The organism is Prevotella sp. TCVGH (genome assembly GCF_023522295.1).
Taxonomy (GTDB): Bacteria; Bacteroidota; Bacteroidia; order Bacteroidales; family Bacteroidaceae; genus Prevotella; species Prevotella timonensis.
Genome location: NZ_QFFX01000013.1, coordinates 31,980 through 53,085, shown reverse-complemented (window position 1 = coordinate 53,085; position 21,106 = coordinate 31,980). Strand labels below are relative to the sequence as shown.

The window sequence follows — 21,106 nt, the reverse complement described above, 5'->3', positions numbered from 1 at the left end:
AATGATGAAAATAACAAAATCTTCTATATTTCGGATTGTTTTTCTTCTTTTCTTAATCGTTGGCTCGATTTACATTATTCGCCAACAAAACACCATGCCGTACCAACACAATACAGGGCAAATATTTGGTACAACGTATCACATTACTTATCAGTCGGACAAGGACTTACACCGAGAGATTCTACAACGACTTCAGTTGGTAGATCAAACGTTTTCGACCTTCAATGACGAGTCGATTATTTCCAAAATCAATCGCAACGAACCCGTTAAGCTCAACCAAATGTTCATCGAAGTTTTCGACTTGGCGAAGACGGTTTCTAAAGATACGCACGGTGCTTTCGACATCACAGTTGCCCCATTGGTCAATGTATGGGGTTTCGGATTTAAGTCGGGCACGCCTCCCACAAAGGCAGTGATAGACAGTTTGCGCCATCTGACTGGCTACGAGAAAGTAAAACTCATCGGAAGTAAGGTGCGCAAACAAGACCCACGCATCATGCTCGACTGCTCGGCGATTGCCAAAGGGTACGGAAGTGATGTGGTGGCGCAATATTTGCGTTCGCAAGATGTTGAGAACTTCATGATAGAAATCGGGGGCGAGATAGTGGTACAGGGCAACAGCGACAAACGGTTGCCGTGGAAGATTGGCGTCACGAAGCCCACGGACGACTCCACACAGACGAACAACGAACTGCAAACGGTGCTCAATGTGACGAACACTGCCATGGCTACGAGCGGAAATTACCGCCGATTCTATTATAAGAATGGAAAGAAATATGCCCACACCATCGACCCAAAGACAGGCTATCCAGTACAGCACAACATCCTCTCTGCCACCGTTTTGGCAAATACTTGTGCCAAAGCCGACGCTTATGCCACATCGTTTATGGTGTTAGGATTGGAAAAAACGCAACAGGTGTTGCAACATCATCCCGACCTCATGGTGTATCTGATATATGCCGACGGACAGGGGAAAAACAAGGTGTGGTACTCCCCCTCGCTGAAGAAAGCTATTCAAGGCGCAGAGAACCTGTCTGACAAGAAATAAGGAAAGCACTAAAGTTCCTCTCTCGGACACACTGTACACGCATCCTTTTACCGCACACCCTAAGACATTATCCTCATGGCTCACCGCACAAGCACATCTAACACTCCCCTCCCCTTGGACTATCACACAGAAGATGCAGAAGCATTTCATCTTCTGTCGCTGCCACTGTTTCAAGGTCTCAGTCAGTCGGACTTGCTGCGTATTGCCGAAACCACACCGCTGTCCTTTGCACAGCACCCACAAGGCGAATGTATTGCAAAGGAGAGTGAAGCCTGTCGACAGCTAACAGTGCTCTTCAAAGGCAGTGTCGAGGTGATGGCAGAGGCGGATGACCATGGCTATTCGCTTACAGAAACCCTGAAAGCACCCCTTGTCATCGAGCCAGAGCATCTCTTTGGTTTGCACCAACACTATCGCCGAACCTATACTACAGCAGAAGCATGCAACACGTTGTCTATCAGTAAGCAGCACGTCATTACTCTTACCCAAGACTTCATGGTGTTCAGGCTCAATCTCCTCAACATCATTTGTACGCAGAGTCAGCGTTTACAGCGACAGCCTTGGCATCCACAACCTACTGACCTCCGGCAACGCATCATCTACTTCTTCAAAGACCGCTCGCTTCGACCCGCGGGAGAAAAGGTTTTCAAAATCAAGATGGTGAGACTTGCCACCGAACTCAACGCCAGTCGCTTAGATATATCCATTGCTTTGAACGCCATGCAGACCGACGGTCTGATACAACTTACCAGAGGGTACATCACGGTGCCGGCACTGGAGCGACTCACCTAACGGACAAAAATATAAATCAATCATACATGAAACTGAAAAGACTATCTCTCCTATGTTGGGCTTTGTTGCTGTTTTTCACACAAGCCTTACCACAGACAACACACCACAAGAAAGAACGCTCCGTTGACATCCTCGGCCGTGTGGTCGACTCTTTCACCCATCTCTGCGTGCTTGATGCCAAGATTACCATCATGACTTCCGACAGCGTGATGGTGGACACCTGCCGAACTGTCACATGGAATAAAGAAGCCATACACCCCGATGCCTACTTCTACCTACGAAAGAAGCTGAGCGAAGACACCTACATCTTCAAGATAGAGCACCCCGATTACCAAACTACCTACATCAACCACGAACTACTTTTCAAAGGTAGACAGAGCAGCATGACCTTGGATGACATGCCCATCCAGCGCAAACGCATGGAAGACAAAGAGCATACGCTGGACGAAGTGGTAGTGAAAAGCACCAAAATCAAGATGGTGATGAAAGGCGACACCTTGGTCTTCAACGCCGAAGCCTTTAACCTTCCCCAGGGAAGTATGCTCGACGCGCTGATTAGGCAGCTGCCGGGAGCCACGCTCAACAGCCATGGAGAGATTTTCATCAATGGGCGAAAATTAGATTATCTGACGCTCAACGGAAAAGATTTCTTCAAGAAAGACAACAAAACACTGATAGAAAACCTGCCCAGCTATACCGTCAAAGACTTGCAGGTGTTTGAGAAAAGCACCGAAAAGAGCAAAGCCTTGGGCGTGGATGTGGAGAAGAAAGACTACGTCATGGACATCCAACTAAAAAAAGAGTATGAGAAAAACTTCATTGCCAACACCGACATAGCCGGAGGTACCAACAGCCGATACGCCACAAAGCTTTTCGGTCTGTATTTCAACCCACGGCTACAGATGTCTGTCTTCGCCAACCTCAACAACGTGAACGAAGACCGTAAGCCCGGAGAGAAAGGCGACTGGGACCCAACTAAGATGCCCTACGGACAGGTAACGCAGAAGACAGTGGGGCTGAACCTTGCTACCAGCAACGACAAAAACACCATCACCGACAACGTGTCGACCAGTGTTTCCTGGCAAAACAGCCACAATGTGAGCCAAACAGCCACCGAATCGTTCCTCAACACGGGCAACAACAGCTATTCAAGAAGCGTGTCAGAGAGCAGCTCGAAAAACTTCGAGACCCAGCTCGAACACCAATTTCAGATGAGTAAACCCTTCTGGCTGCATGTTGAGAACAGCCTCACTTACCGCAAAAGTGACAACTGGAGCAACCTACGTGCCGGCTCCTTCAAACAAGACCCGGCGCCCTGGGGCGACACCCAAGCCGTTCTTGACACCTTGTTCACCATGCCATGGAGCCGTCGGGTGCAAGACGCAGCCCTCAACAGACAGCAAAATCAAAGTCTTGGAGAAGGTCATTCGTTCCAAACATCCAATCGCCTATATGGTTCCTACCCATTGAAATCGGGAGACAACATCTTCTTCCAAGGTTCTTTCAGCTATGACAACACCAAACGAACGGCATTCGAACAATATCGATTAGAATATCTCCAGAGTGCGACAGCCAAAGATCAACGCGACAGATACGATGACACACCCTCGCACAGCTACGTGTATAACGCATCCGTAAGCTATAGATACCAACTTCCAAGTGGCTGGACTTTCCTTCCAGAATTCTCTTTCAACCAACAAATGAAATACACCAACAACTCAAAATACCGACTGGATCAGCTGCAAGACTGGCAACAGCAAGCACACGAATTGGGAACCCTGCCCTCGTCACGTGACGCTCTTCGGCGAGCATTGGACTCCAACAACAGTTATCAAGGATATTTGAAGACACAGACACAGGAATTGTCTTTGAACATCACCTACCGTAAAGAAAGTGGCAAGAACTCATTCTATATGGGTCTCTACATCCCCGTTCAACACGAAAAACAACGTCTGGACTACAGGAGTATGGCTCTCAACACCAACATCAGTCAACAGACATGGAAGACATCATATAACCTGAACATGGGCGCCACCTACAATCAATACAAAATCTGGGCTTATGGCCACATGAGAATCCACATGCCTGACCTGTATTCGAAAATCGACAGGCGCGACGACTCTAACCCCTTGGCGATCTCGTTGGGCAACCCAAACCTCAAAAACATCACGACCTACTTTACCATAATTCACATTGCGGACCAACACAACAGGCGATATAAGTGGCCAACTTTGGATTTTACACTCAATGTGGAACAAAACGCCATTGCCAACGGCTTCACCTTCAACCCTACGACGGGCGTCTACACCTACAAACCGCAGAATGTGAAAGGCAACTGGGCTGGCACGGCAGACATCTATTACAACTGCCCGTTAGACAGTGCCAAATACTTCACACTGGACAATAAATTGGAATACCGTTACAGTCGCAACGTAGACCTCACGGCTGTAGAGGGACATACAGAGAGCGTACTGAGCAAAGTGAACAACCACTGGACGCGAAACGAACTCTCGCTGAACTACCAAAAAGAAGGTGCCACCTGTAGTTTGGTAGGCTCTTTGGGCTGGCGCAACGTCAACAGCAAGCGGGAGAACTTCCACACCATCAACGCTTACGACTTTAACTACGGCATCGTGGGCTCTTATCATTTCGGCTTCGGACTGGAAACGGGCATGGATCTGAAGATGTTCAGCCGCAGAGGATACGACGACCCCTCGTTCAACACCGATGATTGGGTGTGCAACGCCTACCTCAGTCAGTCGTTCTGCAAGGGAAAGTTAAGCGCCAAACTCGAAGCCTACGACCTTTTCCAGCAACTGAAGAGCGTGTCGTACGAGGTCAACGGACAAGGCAAGACCGAGACACGCTTCAACACCATTCCCCATTACGTCATGCTGCACCTGATGTACAAGCTGAACATCAGCGGAAAGAAAAAATAAGCTTCGGCAAGCAATAGAGCATCCGTAAAAAGTCTAAGGATGGCGGGTAAGAAACCTATAAAATAACGACAAAAACGTACCTCAGCCAGACACCCGCACCAATCTCATTGACTTTGGGCATCTATCTCATTGACTTTGACTGCCAGACTGCATGCTTTAATGCGATTGTGACATGAAGATAACACCCTTAAAGAGTGTTTACAAGGGCGTTAAAACAATGTTCCAACGAGATGAGACGGTTTTTTGGGGAAAATCAGCGTATTTTTGTCTATCGTCTGCCTATTGATTTTTTCTATTTTGGAGATTTTCAACGGTCGATTTACGGTAAAATAACAGGACAAAATTCTATTCTGCTGACACAACTTGACACTCGTCCTAATATCAGTAACATGATGATGTCGCTCAATTTGTGACAACTCCATATGATTATGCTCGTATCTTTAGAAAAGAACTGTCTACACTATGTCACTGGTGCGCTATAAAATAATGGTATATAAAAAGAACCAAGACTTTTTAACGAAAGAGCCGTGATTCATTAACGAAATTTTCATAGAATTGCTCTTATAAATCAAGGATTTTGACGAATTTTGCATAACGGTTGTACATACGATAGTTTGAACTTAATATTTTGACCACCACTAAATTACTAAAAATTAAAGACATGTGCCACTGTTTACTCATATTTATCAATTTAAATAAATTCCGTCAACGGGTTATGAATATAAAAATGCCAAAATGGACACTATTTGTCTTACTTTCTTTATTAACATTACTGCCGAAACAAATATTAGCTTATCAAACAACGATAATGCTTCCCTCAACGCGAAATTATACTATCCATGGTCGTATTGTAGACTCGTTTACAAACCTCCCTATATCAAATGTCAAACTAACTTTACTATCGGCAGATAGTACAGTAATAGATACATGTCGCACCTTTATATGGAACGACAAAGCTGTTCATCCCGACTCCTATTTCTATATGCAAAAGAATTTGAGTGAAGGAAAATACATCTTTAAGATAGAACATCCTGATTATTTTACAACTTTTGTCAACAAAGAGATACTATTCAAAGGTAGAAATACAAACATTGACATGCAAGACATTACCATCAAGAAAAAAGGAATGGAAGATAAAGAACATACGCTGGACGAAGTGGTGGTGAAAAGCACCAAAATCAAGATGGTGATGAAAGGCGACACCTTGGTCTTCAACGCCGAAGCCTTCAACCTTCCCCAGGGAAGCATGCTCGACGCACTGATCAGGCAGCTGCCGGGAGCCACGCTCAACAGCCACGGAGAGATTTTCATCAATGGGCGAAAATTAGATTATCTGACGCTCAACGGAAAAGATTTCTTCAAGAAAGACAACAAAACACTGATAGAAAACCTGCCCAGCTACACCGTGAAAGACTTGCAGGTGTTTGAGAAAAGCACCGAAAAGAGCAAGGCCTTGGGCGTGGACGTTGAGAAGAAAGACTACGTTATGGACATCCAACTAAAGAAAGAGTATGAGAAAAACTTCATTGCCAACACCGACATAGCCGGAGGTACAAATAGCAGGTATGCAGCCAAAGCGTTCGGATTATACTTCACACCACGATTGCAGTTATCTGTTTTCTCAAATAGTAATAATGTGAATGAAGACCGCAAACCTGGAGAAAAGGGAGATTGGGATCCAACTAAGCTGCCAAACGGTCAGGTTATACAAAAAACAGTAGGTCTAAACGCTGCTGTTAGCAATGAAAAAAACACATTGGAAAACAGTATGTCAACAAGTTTCTCGTGGAGAGATACACATAACAATAGTCAAATGATAGCTGAATCTTTCTTAAATGGGGGAAACAACTTTAATCGTAGCATCTCAGAGGTTAAATCCAAGAACTTTATTTATGACTTTCAAAATAATTTAAAGATTTCAACCCCAATTTACCTAAAATCAACCATAAACTTAAATTACAATAAATTTGATAATTGGGAATCTGCCCGTTCAGCACGCTTCAATGCAGACCCATCATCAATAGGTTGCACAGAAGCAATATTAGATACGATATTTTCCTCTTCAAGAAATAGGCTTATAAATGATTTTGGTGTAAACCGATTGTCTACAAAAACATATGGATTTGGTCATTCACTCAAAACTTTCGCCAATGTTAATGCATATAAACAGTTGCCATCTGGTGATCGTATATCAGCATTGATAGAAGGTAACTATCTAAATACCAAGAATTCAATGTTCAACAATTACCAGTTGAAGTACTTAAAAAACAATGCTATTGATGACTATCGCAATCGATATGACGACACTCCATCTTATTCTTACAATTATCGTTTAGGACCACAATATACATTCGTGATTCCTAATGGTTTTAGACTTTTCACAGGGTATCAATATCAGCAAAAAGGAAGTTACCGAAACAACCAAAAATACAGATTAGACAAACTTGACGGATGGCAGAAAGAGAATCGCCCTCTTGGCAGTTTACCATCTTCACGTGATTCTCTCCTACTCTCTTTAGATGCCAACAATAGCTACAAGGGATATTATATAAGTAAGCAAAATTCTGCTTCACTCGGATTTGGTTATTCAAAATCTAAGAATCACAACAATGTGTTCTTCAATACAAACGTGTCTGTTGGTTACAAACGTGAAAAACTTGACTTTCGCAATTCACTACTAAACACTTCTGTCCAACAATATAATTGGATTTCAGAATTGTCTTTAAATATGGGGTTTACAATAAATAAATACGGTTTTTACGGAACTTTGACTTCGAAAGTGGAAACTCCAAACCTTTACTCAAAAATTACCCGATCTGACGATTCCAATCCTTTAGCTATCTCTTTAGGTAATCCGAATTTGAAAAATAGTAGAAATACAAATGTAAATTTAAGCTTTAGTGATAACAACAATAGGCGATTTAAGCTGCCGATGGCATTTATAAATATCAATATTCATCAGAATGCTATTGCTAATGGATTTACTTACAATCCGATAACGGGTATATATACATACAAGCCACAGAATGTTAGGGGGAACTGGTCTGGCAATATTGGATTATATGATACTTTTCCATTAGATAATAAAAACTACTTCACATTAATAAATGCTATTGTCTATAGTTACAACCACAATGTAGACTTAACGGGAGTAACAGGTCAAACAGAAAGTATGCTGAGCAAAGTGAATAACCATTGGTTAGAGGATAACCTATCTTTAAATTATCAAAAAGGAGGATTGACCTGTAGCTTAGTTGGTGAAATGAAATGGAGATACGCTAACAGTAGACGTGAAAAATTCTCATCTATTCGTACCTTGGATTTTAATTATGGTATTCTTGGTTCATACAAATTTAAATTAGGATTAGAAACAGGTATGGATCTTAAGATGTTTAGTCGCAGTGGTTATTCAGATCCTCTTATAAATACTAATGATTTAATTTGTAACGCATACGTTAGTAAGAGTTTCTTTAGGGGGAAACTGGCAGCCAAACTTGAAGGGTACGATATATTTCATCAACTCAAGAGCATTAATTATGAGATAAACGGGCAAGGGAAAACCGAGAAACGTTTTAATGCTATTCCAAATTACGTCATGCTGCACCTGATGTACAAGCTGAACATCAGCGGAAAGAAAAAATAAGCTTCGACAAGCAATAGCGCATCCGTGAAAAGTCTAAGGATGGCGGGTAAGAAACCTATAAAATAACGACAAAAACGTACGTCAGCCAGACACCCGCACCAATCTCATTGACTTTGGGCATCTATCTCATTGACTTTGACCGCCAATCTCCGTGAGTTAAGCCTCCAATCTCCGTGAGTTAACACCTCAATCTCCGTGAGTTAACACCTCAATCTCATTGAGTTAGGAAAAACTCCCCATAGGCATTGCTCCATTGGCTGAACGCAGGTGTCCATGGACTTGTTGCGTTGTATTTGTTTCGTTGGTCACATTCGATGTTTAACAATATTGCACTTCAATGAAAAAACCGTGGCTATCAACAACCTGTCTTCACTGAAAGAGTCGTGCCTCTTCACTTTATCTTCATCGTTTTTGGGAACAATCGCTTTTAATTGGGGAATTTTATCTAAATTTGCAAAGACGAGACGACGTCATCCGAGAGAAACTTGACCAAACGGCTGACACTTGGATAGGAGCTTGCTTCTTCGCTAAGAACATCATGAAGTTCCTAAGGGGATTTCTTTGTCTCATTTTCGAAAAATCGGACTTGAAGACCTTCCAAAAGAGAAATATGAGCATTTCTGACAGCATGGAGGCTGTATTACCCACACCACAAGGTTGTATGAAAGAAATAAATTAGCAGACCCTAATTACACAAGTCAATTTGAAGAAAGTTCGTTCGCCTGAAACATACTTCATCGTATTCTGTATAATTTCTTTACTGCTTATTCCATTGATTGAAATAATTTTCACACCTTCTGGAATGCCAAATAAAGTTCCACGAGTGGTTATAGTAGAGTCGTTAGAATTGACAGAAACCATTAAGGGAAAACGTGGCGTATCTTTTTTGGAAACATCGTTGACAGGGAAGGTTAAAGATGTATGCCCATCGCCAATAGACGCTACCAAAGGAGCTACCTTTTTATAGAATTCTAATGTGGTTAAACTATCAGGAAAAGATTGCTTGATAGCATGAACCTGCATCAGAAAATTTGTTGGGGTAACTACTGAGAAAACATTAGGGTGAATTTCGCAAAGCCTATAAACCAAACTATCAACATCTTCAATAGCTTGCTCTTTGCTAATTTTTCCATTATTTTGGTTGTCTGCTTTTATATGGCAGACAACCAATTGTAGTAAAGTGATAAAAAGAAATAAGCATTTCATATAAAATTAGTTTAAATTACTAAGATGCAGATATACAAAATTAGAATCAAATAACGACTTTTTTATAAATCCGTATCTAATTTTAGATATGACCTTAAAGCCTTAACATGGTCAGCCAATGCTTGTATACCTTGTGGAGTTATTCGGCAAATGGTCTGAGGAACTTTACCTTTATATCCCTTCTTTACCTTTATATATTTTGCCTTTTCCAATTTGTCTATCTGAACACTTATATTTCCCGATGTTGCTTTAGTTGTTTCCTTTATATAATTAAAATCAGCACTATCGGCACTCATTAAAATCGAAACTATCGCCAATCGCAACTCATTGTTTAATAAAGGATTGAGTGGAAGAAAACAATTATTTTTCATTGTTAAACTTCAAATATAAACCAGGAATCAATAGTGTAAATACAGCAGTAACAGCAGTACATAGTAATTCGTTAATGCCTTGATAAACAAGTGAAAAATAAGCACAAATCGCACATGCCATTGCTCCAATAATCGATATGAACAATTGGTTAATAATCTTTCCTGTAATAGCAACAGATATACCCATTAATAAAATGATGGTTGGTGTCATTGGAATTATTTCCTTTACAGAAATACCTCCCCAATTTATGGCACATATATTAATTGCCCATAAAACAAATACTGATATTCCAAATATACACCATGTATAACCAATGACTTTGCTGACAATACTTTCTGGAACAGCCCAAGAACAATTAAATCTGTATTGATAAACTCCACCTATAAAAGCCATCAAAATCCAAAGCAAATGCCACTTGTTGGTATGTTCGTTTGCTGGTATATTAGACCCAAGTATCCAAATGATAAGTGATGTAAATATTATCAATGTTCCCCAAACAAGAAAAGGTTGTGCTGAAGCCTTTGCAACATCTTTTCTACTTTGCTCAATTGTTTTTTCAATGAGTTTCAAACTTTCCATTGTTGTTAATTCTTTTTCTTTCATGACGATATTTTTATATTATTAAATTAAACATATTGCGAATATAATGTAGTTTATAATATAAACCAAGAAAATCGCTTAAAAACTAATGCTCTATAATATATTTTAACCTTTCAAAGAGAAAGCTATGGACTTATACCTATTTTAATATAAAATAAGAACAACGATTACATGTGGCAATTTCAACCAGCATTAATGGTAAAGACAAGGGGGCGAATATTTTCCGTCCCCTTGTCTTTGGATAATAAATGTAGCTTTTATTGATTTTCAAATAATAGTTGAATAGGGTCTACTAATTAACTTTAACTATCTAATAATTAACTATTTATGTTGTATAAGATTTAGTCAATTTGCCCAAAATGACTACCTTTGGATGTTAAAACATTCAAGAATATAGATGAAATACTACTCACAATATCGCAGTCACGACCTGTTGAACTTCAAGAGTTGCTTTCGGGATTGAACAAATCCAACCGTTGGGTCAAGCTGTCCGACCGCCTTCCCTGGACAGGATAGAGAAGGAATACAACAAACGTCTGAGGAACAGTCACAACGGTGCCGGCAACAAGCCCGCCCGCATAGTGGTGGGAGCGCTAATCGTGAGGCATGTGCAAAAACTGAGCGATGAGAAAACCATCCAAGCCATTCAGGAGAACCCCTACATGCAGTACCTGCTTGGGCTTGAGAAGTGTACGGAAAAGCCGGTATTCGTTCCAGAGTTTTTCGTTTTTGGGAACAAACAGCTTTTAATTGGGGAATTTTATCTAAATTTGCAAAGACGAGACGACGTCATTGATGAAACGAGAGCAATGATTGACGCATCTCGATTCACTATCTATACGAATAGATTCACTATCCATACGAATATATGATAAGTAAAGCCAAACTGAAATACATCCATTCGCTGAAATCGAAAAAAGGAAGAGTGGCACAAGGAACGTTCATTGCAGAAGGTCCTAAGGTGGTTGGAGACCTCCTTTCCACCTTTCAACCAACGATGATGTTTGCAACCCCTCATTGGCTACAAGATATTCACAACCAAGAGCGCCTGACTCATTTTCAGCAAATGGGCGTGCCGATTGAAACGGTAACCAACGACGAGCTCACCAAGATAAGTTGCCAACAACATCCGCAAGACGTTTTGTGTGTGTTTGAAATGAGAAAAAGTCACTTAGCCTTTGACCCCTCTCGGCAACTCATACTTGCCCTTGACGACATACAAGACCCTGGCAATCTCGGCACCATTGTTCGCATTGCAGACTGGTTTGCGATACCCACCATTCTATGCAGTGAGAACACGGCAGACATTTACAACCCCAAGGTAGTGCAGGCAACCATGGGAAGTTTGGCTCGAGTGAACGTTGTTTACTTGGATTTGGAAAATTATATCCGCCAACATGCGTCCATGTTTCCTGTGTATGGAACGCTATTAGATGGAAAAGACATCTACCACGAAAATCTTGGAGGCCATGGACTCATTGTGATGGGTAACGAGGGGAATGGCATTTCAGCCGCGATAAGAACATTTGTAAACAAGCCGCTTTACATTCCCAACTTCGCCAAGAGTGCGAACAGAGCGGAGAGCTTGAATGTAGCCATTGCAACAGCCATTACTTGTAGTGAATTTAGAAGAAGAGAGTGAACGAACAAATAACAAGATAAAAAATGGAAAAAGAATTATATAAGAATCGCAGTATATCCTCTTGTATCAAAATGGCTTACCTGCTATTTTGCTCAAATGTAATGACCATTCTCCGAAGAAATTGGTTGCCACTCCTTGCTTTTGCCATCATGGAAGGCGTTGTTACGGCGTGGTTGATCCAGCATGGTAATTCCCTTTTGGAAAACAACAGAGGCACCAGCTTTTTTGTCCTATCCTCCTTATTGTCTTTGCTGTATGTAGTCGCCATGGTTTGGTATATGGGCAGCACCACCAACCTGCTCAATGAAAACGGATTTAGATGTAACCTTCTGAGGAATCTAAAACTAACCGTGTTCATAGGGCTTATTTGCATCGTGCTGTTTGTGGGTGCCATTGCTTGGCAGCTCACTACGCTACAACCCATTGCAACAGGACAAGAGATGCAGCAGACAGGCACAACTGTTCAAATGTGGATTTTCCCACTCTGCTTACTCGTTTTCGCTCTTCTCTTGCTACCGTTGAGTTATTCGTACATGAATTATATCCAAGCCCCCAAAGCCCGTTTCAAAACTCACGTCATTGGAGGTTATTTTTCGGGATTGAGGCATTTCGGATATATCTTCTCTACACAGCTTTTGTTTGGAGTGATTGTCTTTTTCCTCACCATAGTAGTAGCAATGCCCTTGTATCTATTGGTGTTTAGTCACACGCTTTCACAACAAGGCGTTTTGCAAGGAGATGTGAACACGTTACCTTCGTATTTCCCAATTCTACTATACGGTTGCTCCATCCTTACAGGGTTTATCCTCATCGCTATCATGACCGTGGGCGTTTACGTCAATTACTATATGTATGGCGCAATTATTGCTAAAAAGAAAGCCCGTCGCCAGCGAAAAGAAATACAAACCAAAACAAGTGAGGGATAACAGTTCTGTTGCGAAAAGCTGAGCTCAACCTCGGAGCAAAAAGCCTAAATATGGAAGCGATGCTTGCGTTTGGCTTCTCTGGGAGTTTGAAGACCAAACCCTCCTCCTAAACCACCTTTTGCTACACCACGATATTGTGCATAACGCGCCCGAATCTTATTGACGTAGTCGTAAGTTTCAGCCCCACGCATATACCCGTATTTAACAACTGGGTCGAGGTAATATTTAGGTTCGCTGAGCTTTAGGATATAAGCTGACACATGGTTCCAGCTATACGGATTGCCGCCATATTTCTTCGTGAGTGCCATGGCATCGCGCACATGGAAGAAGCCACCGTTATAACTGGCTAACACAAAATATTGTCGTTCCTGCACATTTCGAACGTCGTTGAAATGTACGCTCAACTCTTTCAAATATTTTGCAGCCGCCGCAATATTCTGTTCAGGATTTTCTATTTGAGACATAGGTAAACCCAAATGAGCAGCTGTGCCAGGCATAATCTGCATCAGCCCTCTCGCTCCAGCCCATGAGCGAGCGCGAGGGTCGAAGGTAGACTCTTGATAACACTGTGCTGCCATCAGTCGCCAATCCCAACGAGCCATGGGTGCATATTGCTGGAAATAGTGATCATAATTTGAAATGATGCCTTTAGAACGATTCAACATGGGTGAAAAAACACGCCGTGTCACACTTCGAGTGGACAAGAGAAACGACTCCTCTTGCTGCGCTTGTGCAATAAACGCAGGCTTAAACCACTTGTTCAAAGTGTCTGCCAATGCTTCATTGTCTTTCCGCACTGCCCACTTCGTTTTCCCAGAATCTGTAGTAGGACCCGCAGAAACCAAAACATTTTTTTGTATGGGTAAGGGAAAGGCAATGATGTCGCCATCTCCCTGCTTGAGTTTGTTCACCATTTCTGCCGTGTCTTTACAAAGATCCACACGCAAAGACACGCCTAAGCTGTGCGCAAACTTTTCACAGAGCAGGTATTGAAGTCCCATGCCTCTGCCACGATAATCATAATAAGTCTGCGGTCCTCGCATGGTAAGGACAATCAGTTCACCGTTTCTAACGATGTCATCTAACAAAAAGTTTTCGTTTGAAGCTAAGCTATCCGCTCCTAAAGTAGTACCCCAAGGAGTTTCAACAGGGACTTTCTCTTCACGACACGCACTCAGTAACATGACAACTGTCAAACAGGTAAGAAGCAAAAGTCGCCCAGTCACAAAAGTATGACGGAATAGACGCATGCTGCAAAAGTACGACAATTCTTGCATACCTCATTGCATTTCACTATATTTGCAATGCTTTTTAAGAACAAATAAGAATTGTTGCGGTATATGTGAAACGCTCCATTTGATGTAGCATCACCTCTATACGCAAAGGAAAATGTTGAAAAGAAAGCATCACCGGAATCTAAATAACTAAAAGTCCTTTTGCATGAAAACATTAGAGCAGCTGATTCGTCCGCATCTCCGTAAGCTCAACCCTTGTGCTTCTATTGATGAACAAGCGTCACACGCTGAAAACGTCATTAGATTAAATGCGAATGAAAATCCCTATAACAAACCACTGAATCGGTATCCCGACCCTTTACAGTTAGAACTCAAGAAAACATTAAGCGCACTGAAGAAAATTCCTACCGACAATATTTATTTAGGGAATGGAAGTGAAGAAGCAATCGACCTCATTTATCGCATTTTCTGTGAGCCAAAAGTGGACAATGTTGTGGCAATTGCTCCCACACGAATGCGATACAAGCGATTAGCAGAAATCAACAACATAGGATATAGGCCTGTGCTGTTAGATACCGACTTTCAGCTTCAGCCAGACAAGTTGTTGCACGCTTGTGACCAACACACCAAAGTAGTTTGGATATGTTCGCCCAACGACCCTACAGGCAAGCCCATACAGATAGCTGCAATTCACGAAATATTGACTTTGTTTGACGGGATAGTCGTTGTGGACGAAAGTTTTATAGATTTCTCCCGTCAACCTTCTATCAGGCACGAACTGAAAAAATATCCCAACTTAATTGTATTAGATACGATGAGTACAGCGTATGGCTGTGCTGCCCTACGGCTTGGAATGGCGTATGCAACTAAGGAAATTGTTGAACTGTTTAACAACATAAAAAATCCATTCAATATTAGTTCGTTGGCACAAAAGCAAGCCATAGAAACCCTTAAAGATAGTTTTGAAATTGACAAATGGGTCTCTACAATTGTCCAAGAGCGCACTCGTATGCTTCATGCTTTCAGTGTCTTACCCGAATGCGCTCAAGTGTATGCTTCAGAAGCAAACTTCTTCTTAGCCAAGATGAAAGATGCAGGAGCTATCTATCAATATTTAAGAGAAAAAGGAATTAGCGTATATGATTGCAGTCATCTTCCACTCTGCGAAAACTGCATAAGAGTGACCATAGGTTCTAAAACCGAAAACAATTTATTGTTGGCTGCTTTACGGCAGTACTAATAACGTGCGGTGGCGCTCACTCCACACAAAATGGATGCTTCACAGATGTTAAGAAGAAAGAAAGAGGAAGCCCATCGGACGCTCATCGTTGCCATACCTCTTTTCAGAAAAGACACTCTACCCTACTCAAAAGTAAAGTGGATTTGATGACTTATTACTTATCAAATCCACTTTATAAATTAACTTCCTTTGTAAGAACTTAGAAAGGTAAGTCGTCCGTACTCTCTTCTGTCGTAGCAGGTTGGGGAGGGAACGGTGCTTGACTCTGGTTAGCACCCGTTGATGGTGTGTCTGTGGTGCCCATTGGTGGAGGCACAGGAGCGCCTTGTACTCCTAAAGAAGCAGGATCTACCTGACGAACATCATAAGCACGAATGTTATTATACCAACGCCCATTGTGTTCGTGAGCATCAATATCAAAGGACACCAACACCTCTTGTCCTACCTGAATATTAAATCTTTGAAGACGTTCTTCGCCAAATACAGAAAATGACATCTTATGAGGATACTGTTCGTGAGTCTCAATCACAAAATCTTTTGCTTTCCAATCACCTCTTGCAGAAGTGCCACTTCTCTCAGGTGTTTCTGCAATCACCTTTCCTTGTAGTTCCATTTATCTTACGTTTTATGAATAATTTATCAATTGAATAGGATTCTCTGAACGGCGAAATTAGTAAAATACTTCTAAAATACGAAACTTTTAGACGGTTTTTTTGTTTGAGACAATGGTTTTTTGTATTTTTGTATCTACTTATAAGAATAACAATTAAAAAATTATACCCATGAGATTTACATTATCAAGCAGTGCCTTGAACAATCGTTTGCAAACGCTTTCTAAGGTCATCAACTTAAAAAACTCGTTACCTATTCTTGACTGTTTTCTCTTTGATGTAGCCAACAACGAATTGAAAATCACCGCAAGCGATAGCGAGAATGTAATGCAAACTTCTGTCTCTCTTGACGAATGCGATGGAAACGGCAAATTCGCTGTGCCCAACAGAACCATTTTAGACGCTGTGAAAGAGTTGCCAGAGCAACCACTGACTTTCGATGTAGACACCGAACATCTTACCATCAAGATTCTATACCAAAATGGAGTTTATAATTTTACGGCACAAAATGCAGCAGAATATCCTCAAACATCGGAAATACCCGATGGGGCAACAGTGGTGACAATTGGTGCTGACGTTCTGAACAACAACATCAACCGCTCCCTTTTTGCCACCGCACAAGACGAACTCCGGCCTGTGATGAATGGTATTTATTTTGATTTAACACCAGAGGGTTTGGCAATTGTGGCAAGCGATGGGCATAAATTAGTGAGAAACAAGAATTTTGAAATAAAAAGCGATACACCTGCTTCATTCATCTTACCTAAGAAGCCCGCTACACTTTTGAGGACAGTACTGACGAAAGGAGAAGGAGATGTTGTCATTAAGTTTGACAACAGGAATGCTGAAATACGATACGAAGGAGGTTCACTATCTTGTAGACTCATTGAGGGAAAATATCCTAACTACAACTCTGTGATTCCGCAGGATAATCCTAATCAGCTCAATGTTGATAGAAAAGGACTGTTAGGCGCATTAAGACGAGTATTGCCGTTTGCCAGTGAGAGCAGTCAACTCATTCGTCTTCACCTTGAGACAGGAAAGTTAGAGCTGTCTTCTGAAGATGTCGACTTTGCAACAAGTGCGAAGGAACAAATCGTGTGTGATTATACAGGACAAACCATGAGCATCGGATTTAAGGGAAGTTCGCTGACAGATATTCTCACCAACTTAGACAGCGACGAAGTGACTATTCAATTAGCCGACCCAAGTCGTGCAGGGCTTATCATCCCTTCTACACAACCAGAACACCAAGAAGTATTGATGCTCATCATGCCTATGTTACTGAACGATTAAATAGTCACCATTAACTTGCTAAATGTATCTACATGAGCGCCTGAGACTTCGGGAATTTATACTTTGTAGATACATTTATCTTTTTATCATCTATATCAAAAAATGAAATTAAATTTAAAGAAGCCTTTAATCATATTCGACTTAGAAACCACTGGATTAGACTTGGTGAATGACAGGATTATCCAAATATCATACATCAAAGTACTTCCTAACGGCGAGGAAGAAAGAGAAAGTATTTTTGTAAATCCAGAGAAACCGATACCGCATGAAGTGATTGAACTCACAGGAATAACGAATGAAGACGTGGCTAACGCTCCAAAATTCAAAGAAATAGCAGCACATCTTCAAAATCAATTTAAGGATAGCGACATTGCGGGATTCAACTCCAACCACTTTGACGTGCCACTCTTGGCAGAAGAATTCTTAAGAGCAGGTATCGACTTTGATTTTTCCAAATGTAATCTCATTGACGTGCAAACCATCTTTCATAAGATGGAACGCCGTAACCTTGCTGCCGCATACAAGTTTTACTGCGGACGAAAGATGGAGGAAGACTTTCAAGCGCACAAAGCCAACGAAGATGCAGAAGCCACCTATCGGGTGTTGTTGGGGCAGCTTGAGAGATACGATCCAGACAAAGCCGAAGAAAAAGAAAGAGCCTTGCCCAATGATATGCAGTACTTGGCTAACTTCTCCAAGACAAACGACGCTGTTGACTTTGCTGGGCGCATTGTATGGCGTGAGCAGAAAGACAGCAACGGAAAAGTGATGACCCATGATGATGGTTCGCCTGTCAGAGTAGAAGTATTCAATTTTGGAAAATACAAGGGAAAGACTGTTTCAGAGGTGCTACGCCAAGACCCAGGCTATTACAGTTGGATGTTATCAAATGACTTTACAAACAACACCAAGCAAGTGTTGACAAGAATTCGCTTGCGTGAATTTAATAAGAACAATCAGTAGAATGAGAACGATACGTACCATTATCTGTTTACTTCTTTTCTGTACGTGCTGCACGAAGAGGGCGTGCGGTCAAGAATTGAACGCTAAAGTGCGTATCAACCACAGTCAGATACAAGGAACAGACCAACGCATCTTTGAGAACTTGGAGAAAACACTGAACACCTTCATCAATGACCGGCAGTGGACACACCTCCATTTCAAGAAAATAGAACGGATATCTTGCAATTTTAACATCACGGTAACGAAATACGATCAGGCAACGAACATGTTTACCTGCAAAGCACTGATACAAGCTAACAGACCCGTTTACAATTCTGCCTACACCTCCACCTTATATAATAATACGGACAATGACTTTAATTTTGAGTTTGCAGAGTTCGACCAACTCAAGTTTAACGAGGAATCCATAGACAATCAGTTGACTGCACTCATTGCCTATTATGCCTATCTGATTATTGGCATCAACCTTGATTCGTTTGCACTCATGGGTGGCGACGACATCTTACAACGCTGTCTACGTCTCACGAACAATGCACAGAACCTGAATTTTACAGGTTGGAAATCATTTGATGATAGCCGAAATCGCTTCGCTATCATTAATGACTACATGGATAGCGCAATGTCTCCTTTTAGAAAACTGCAATACGATTATTATAGAAAGGGACTTGATGAAATGGCTACCAATGCAGAACGGGGACGCACCAACATCACAACAGCCCTACAAGAGGATCTCAAGAAAAGTCGGGAGAACAGACCGTTAAGCATGCTTCCGCAGATATGGACCGACTATAAAAGAGACGAGTTGGCAAATATCTATAAGGGAAAAGGTACGCAAAAGGAAAAAGAAACAGTGTACGACATCTTGTTTTCTATCAATGCCTCGCAAAATGAAGCTTGGGAAAAAATCAAAGAATAAATGCTAAAACAACTATATATACAAAACTTTACGCTCATTGACGAAATGAACATATTGTTTCATCCCGGATTCTCGGTCATCACGGGTGAGACGGGTGCAGGAAAAAGTATCATCTTAGGAGCTTTAGGATTATTAAAAGGCAACCGTGCCGATACCAAACAAATTAGACAAGGAGAGGAACGCTGCGTTATTGAGGCTCATTTTGATATTCGGCAATATGACCTCAAAGATTTCTTCTTAGAAAATGACCTTGACGACGACCCTCATGATTGCATCTTAAGAAGAGAAATCAACATCAATGGAAAGAGCCGAGCTTTTATCAATGACACCCCTGCTTCGCTCTCTGTGATGAAAGATTTGGGAGAACGCCTCATTGATATTCATTCACAACACCAAAATCTATTGTTAAACAAAGAGGATTTTCAACTGCATGTTGTTGATATTTTGACCAAAGACGAAGATACACTACGAAAGTATCAGGAAAGCTATCAGAACTATAAAAAAGAACAAACGAAATTGGAAGAGATGATAGCCAAGGTGTCAAAAGACCAAGAGAATGAAGACTATTTACGATTTCAACTGCAAGAACTTAGTGACGCAGCACTGTCAGAGGGGGAACAAGAAGTATTAGAACAAGAGATTTCAACCCTTGAGCATGCCGAGGAAATCAAGTCAGCACTCTATCTTTCCCAAAATCTCATTTCTAACGAATCGAACGGCATTATAGAAACACTGAATCAAGTGAGCCAACAACTGCAAAAAATAGAGCAGATATACACGCCAGTGCAAGAAATCTCTCAACGCATGGAGAGTTGTTATATTGAGATGAAAGACTTGCTTCAAGAGATTACAGCTCAAGGCGAGCAGGTTTCTTATAATCCTCAACAACTCGAACAAAGCCAAGCAAGGTTAGATACCATCAATTCGTTAGAACATAAGTATCATGTTGCATCGATTGCTGAACTCATAGCATACCAACAAAAGATACAAGAACAAATCAATCTCCTTGATCATAGCGATGAGGAAATACAGAAACAAAAAGATATTGTTGCAAAGTTATTAGACAACTGTACGCAACAAGCAGAAAGGTTGACGACTATCAGAAAGAAAGCAGCAAAGACTATCGAGTCTGAGATGAAAGCAAGATTAGTTCCGCTCGGTATTCCTAAAATCAACTTTAAGGTAGACATCAAACCAAAAGAGTTAAGCCCGAACGGAAAAGATAGTGTCTCGTTTCTGTTTAGTGCCAACACAAACTCCCCTTTAAGTCCTGTATCACAAGTTGCGTCAGGTGGAGAGATTGCCCGTGTGATGCTCTCTCTAAAAGCAATGATTAGTGGAGCTGTAAAGCTCCCAACCATTATCTTCGACGAGATAGACACAGGAGTGAGTGGTAGTGTAGCAGAAAAGATGGCGCACATCATGGACGAAATGGGAAATAACCACAGACAGGTCATCAGCATCACGCATTTACCACAGATTGCCGCCATGGGGAAAAATCATTATAAAGTCTCTAAGACGGAAACTCCCAACGGCACTATCAGCAATATGACTCCGCTAAATGAGCAACAACGAATAGAAGAAATCGCACAAATGCTCAGCGGTAGCAACATTACCAAGGCAGCATTAGCTAACGCACGTGAACTTTTAAATGTAAACTAAGACAACCACATGATG

Annotated in this window: 19 protein-coding genes and 1 pseudogene; 14 read left to right on the top strand and 6 right to left on the bottom strand. The window is 41.5% G+C overall.

Annotation, left to right across the window (positions count from 1 at the left end; translation table 11 throughout):
• The first annotated feature begins 1 nt into the window (after window position 1).
• The 4 genes from DEM91_RS04045 (at window position 2) to DEM91_RS04030 (ending at window position 5,192) form a co-directional block, all read left to right on the top strand.
• Window positions 2-1,048, top strand: a complete 1,047-nt coding sequence (locus DEM91_RS04045; protein WP_410525621.1) for an FAD:protein FMN transferase — start codon at window positions 2-4, stop codon at window positions 1,046-1,048.
• Window positions 1,049-1,123: 75 nt separating this feature from the next.
• The gene (locus tag DEM91_RS04040; RefSeq protein ID WP_249858088.1) at window positions 1,124-1,840 is read left to right on the top strand and encodes a Crp/Fnr family transcriptional regulator; all 717 of its coding nucleotides are present in this window, start codon (window positions 1,124-1,126) and stop codon (window positions 1,838-1,840) included.
• Between the two features lie 26 nt (window positions 1,841-1,866).
• The gene (locus tag DEM91_RS04035; RefSeq protein ID WP_249858087.1) at window positions 1,867-4,779 is read left to right on the top strand and encodes a hypothetical protein; all 2,913 of its coding nucleotides are present in this window, start codon (window positions 1,867-1,869) and stop codon (window positions 4,777-4,779) included.
• 230 nt (window positions 4,780-5,009) lie between these two features.
• Window positions 5,010-5,192: a hypothetical protein gene (locus tag DEM91_RS04030; protein ID WP_249858086.1), complete on the top strand. Its 183-nt coding sequence runs from the start codon at window positions 5,010-5,012 to the stop codon at window positions 5,190-5,192.
• A gap of 151 nt (window positions 5,193-5,343) precedes the next feature.
• Here the strand turns inward: DEM91_RS04030 and DEM91_RS04025 are convergent.
• A pseudogene (locus DEM91_RS04025) lies at window positions 5,344-5,460 on the bottom strand (IS982 family transposase); the annotation flags it as partial.
• A 34-nt stretch (window positions 5,461-5,494) separates the two neighbouring features.
• Here DEM91_RS04025 and DEM91_RS04020 point away from each other — a divergent pair.
• Entirely contained in the window at window positions 5,495-8,422 is a 2,928-nt protein-coding gene (locus DEM91_RS04020; RefSeq protein ID WP_249858085.1) for a hypothetical protein, read from the top strand.
• Between the two features lie 451 nt (window positions 8,423-8,873).
• Window positions 8,874-9,101: a hypothetical protein gene (locus DEM91_RS04015; RefSeq protein ID WP_249858084.1), complete on the top strand. Its 228-nt coding sequence runs from the start codon at window positions 8,874-8,876 to the stop codon at window positions 9,099-9,101.
• Here DEM91_RS04015 and DEM91_RS04010 read toward each other — a convergent pair.
• The 3 genes from DEM91_RS04010 to DEM91_RS04000 form a co-directional block, all read right to left on the bottom strand.
• Window positions 9,098-9,628, bottom strand: coding sequence for a hypothetical protein (locus DEM91_RS04010; RefSeq protein WP_249858083.1), 531 nt, complete (start codon window positions 9,626-9,628; stop codon window positions 9,098-9,100). The two genes, DEM91_RS04015 and DEM91_RS04010, sit on opposite strands and share 4 nt — an antisense overlap.
• 62 nt (window positions 9,629-9,690) lie before the next feature.
• Window positions 9,691-9,999 (bottom strand): winged helix-turn-helix domain-containing protein, encoded by a 309-nt coding sequence (locus DEM91_RS04005; RefSeq protein WP_249858082.1) that lies wholly within the window; start codon window positions 9,997-9,999, stop codon window positions 9,691-9,693.
• Window positions 9,989-10,603: a tellurium resistance protein TerC gene (locus DEM91_RS04000; protein ID WP_249858081.1), complete on the bottom strand. Its 615-nt coding sequence runs from the start codon at window positions 10,601-10,603 to the stop codon at window positions 9,989-9,991. The genes DEM91_RS04005 and DEM91_RS04000 overlap by 11 nt, the downstream gene beginning before the upstream one ends.
• Before the next feature lie 473 nt (window positions 10,604-11,076).
• On the opposite strand from DEM91_RS04000, the gene DEM91_RS12650 reads away from it, so the two are divergent.
• From DEM91_RS12650 to DEM91_RS03990, 3 genes are read left to right on the top strand one after another with little or no spacing between them, the layout of a single operon-like run.
• Entirely contained in the window at window positions 11,077-11,472 is a 396-nt protein-coding gene (locus DEM91_RS12650) for a transposase (RefSeq protein WP_410525620.1), read from the top strand.
• On the top strand, window positions 11,469-12,242 hold the full coding sequence (locus tag DEM91_RS03995) for a TrmH family RNA methyltransferase (protein WP_249858080.1): 774 nt from the start codon (window positions 11,469-11,471) through the stop codon (window positions 12,240-12,242). Before DEM91_RS12650 ends, DEM91_RS03995 begins: the two co-directional genes overlap by 4 nt.
• A 23-nt stretch (window positions 12,243-12,265) precedes the next feature.
• Entirely contained in the window at window positions 12,266-13,168 is a 903-nt protein-coding gene (locus DEM91_RS03990; RefSeq protein ID WP_249858079.1) for a hypothetical protein, read from the top strand.
• Between the two features lie 44 nt (window positions 13,169-13,212).
• On the opposite strand, the gene DEM91_RS03985 is transcribed toward DEM91_RS03990, so the two are convergent.
• Window positions 13,213-14,418, bottom strand: coding sequence for a transglycosylase SLT domain-containing protein (locus DEM91_RS03985; protein ID WP_249858096.1), 1,206 nt, complete (start codon window positions 14,416-14,418; stop codon window positions 13,213-13,215).
• Between the two features lie 190 nt (window positions 14,419-14,608).
• On the opposite strand from DEM91_RS03985, the gene hisC reads away from it, so the two are divergent.
• Window positions 14,609-15,643: a histidinol-phosphate transaminase gene (hisC, locus tag DEM91_RS03980; RefSeq protein ID WP_249858078.1), complete on the top strand. Its 1,035-nt coding sequence runs from the start codon at window positions 14,609-14,611 to the stop codon at window positions 15,641-15,643.
• 199 nt (window positions 15,644-15,842) lie between these two features.
• Here hisC and DEM91_RS03975 read toward each other — a convergent pair whose 3' ends face one another.
• Complete coding sequence (locus DEM91_RS03975) at window positions 15,843-16,256, bottom strand: DUF3127 domain-containing protein (RefSeq protein ID WP_195253235.1); 414 nt, start codon at window positions 16,254-16,256, stop codon at window positions 15,843-15,845.
• Window positions 16,257-16,425: 169 nt separating this feature from the next.
• Here DEM91_RS03975 and dnaN point away from each other — a divergent pair, with 169 nt between their 5' ends.
• From dnaN to recN, 4 genes are all read left to right on the top strand, one after another.
• Window positions 16,426-17,550 (top strand): DNA polymerase III subunit beta, encoded by a 1,125-nt coding sequence (gene dnaN, locus DEM91_RS03970; protein WP_008122242.1) that lies wholly within the window; start codon window positions 16,426-16,428, stop codon window positions 17,548-17,550.
• 102 nt (window positions 17,551-17,652) lie between these two features.
• The gene (locus tag DEM91_RS03965; RefSeq protein WP_249858077.1) at window positions 17,653-18,513 is read left to right on the top strand and encodes a 3'-5' exonuclease; all 861 of its coding nucleotides are present in this window, start codon (window positions 17,653-17,655) and stop codon (window positions 18,511-18,513) included.
• A 1-nt stretch (window position 18,514) separates the two neighbouring features.
• Window positions 18,515-19,429 (top strand): DUF4835 family protein, encoded by a 915-nt coding sequence (locus DEM91_RS03960; protein ID WP_249858076.1) that lies wholly within the window; start codon window positions 18,515-18,517, stop codon window positions 19,427-19,429.
• Entirely contained in the window at window positions 19,430-21,091 is a 1,662-nt protein-coding gene (gene recN / locus DEM91_RS03955; RefSeq protein WP_249858075.1) for a DNA repair protein RecN, read from the top strand.
• Window positions 21,092-21,106: the final 15 nt, after the last annotated feature.

What these genes read in the sequence shown, in the direction of transcription:
- DEM91_RS04045 (WP_410525621.1), top strand. Translation starts at nt 2, where the DNA reads ATGATGAAAATAACAAAATCTTCTATATTTCGGATTGTTTTTCTTCTT.
- DEM91_RS04040 (WP_249858088.1), top strand. Translation starts at nt 1,124, where the DNA reads ATGGCTCACCGCACAAGCACATCTAACACTCCCCTCCCCTTGGACTAT.
- DEM91_RS04035 (WP_249858087.1), top strand. Translation starts at nt 1,867, where the DNA reads ATGAAACTGAAAAGACTATCTCTCCTATGTTGGGCTTTGTTGCTGTTT.
- DEM91_RS04030 (WP_249858086.1), top strand. Translation starts at nt 5,010, where the DNA reads ATGAGACGGTTTTTTGGGGAAAATCAGCGTATTTTTGTCTATCGTCTG.
- DEM91_RS04020 (WP_249858085.1), top strand. Translation starts at nt 5,495, where the DNA reads ATGAATATAAAAATGCCAAAATGGACACTATTTGTCTTACTTTCTTTA.
- DEM91_RS04010 (WP_249858083.1), bottom strand. Translation starts at nt 9,628, where the DNA reads ATGAAATGCTTATTTCTTTTTATCACTTTACTACAATTGGTTGTCTGC.
- DEM91_RS04005 (WP_249858082.1), bottom strand. Translation starts at nt 9,999, where the DNA reads ATGAAAAATAATTGTTTTCTTCCACTCAATCCTTTATTAAACAATGAG.
- DEM91_RS04000 (WP_249858081.1), bottom strand. Translation starts at nt 10,603, where the DNA reads ATGAAAGAAAAAGAATTAACAACAATGGAAAGTTTGAAACTCATTGAA.
- DEM91_RS03995 (WP_249858080.1), top strand. Translation starts at nt 11,469, where the DNA reads ATGATAAGTAAAGCCAAACTGAAATACATCCATTCGCTGAAATCGAAA.
- DEM91_RS03990 (WP_249858079.1), top strand. Translation starts at nt 12,266, where the DNA reads ATGGAAAAAGAATTATATAAGAATCGCAGTATATCCTCTTGTATCAAA.
- DEM91_RS03985 (WP_249858096.1), bottom strand. Translation starts at nt 14,418, where the DNA reads ATGCGTCTATTCCGTCATACTTTTGTGACTGGGCGACTTTTGCTTCTT.
- hisC (WP_249858078.1), top strand. Translation starts at nt 14,609, where the DNA reads ATGAAAACATTAGAGCAGCTGATTCGTCCGCATCTCCGTAAGCTCAAC.
- DEM91_RS03975 (WP_195253235.1), bottom strand. Translation starts at nt 16,256, where the DNA reads ATGGAACTACAAGGAAAGGTGATTGCAGAAACACCTGAGAGAAGTGGC.
- dnaN (WP_008122242.1), top strand. Translation starts at nt 16,426, where the DNA reads ATGAGATTTACATTATCAAGCAGTGCCTTGAACAATCGTTTGCAAACG.
- DEM91_RS03965 (WP_249858077.1), top strand. Translation starts at nt 17,653, where the DNA reads ATGAAATTAAATTTAAAGAAGCCTTTAATCATATTCGACTTAGAAACC.
- DEM91_RS03960 (WP_249858076.1), top strand. Translation starts at nt 18,515, where the DNA reads ATGAGAACGATACGTACCATTATCTGTTTACTTCTTTTCTGTACGTGC.
- recN (WP_249858075.1), top strand. Translation starts at nt 19,430, where the DNA reads ATGCTAAAACAACTATATATACAAAACTTTACGCTCATTGACGAAATG.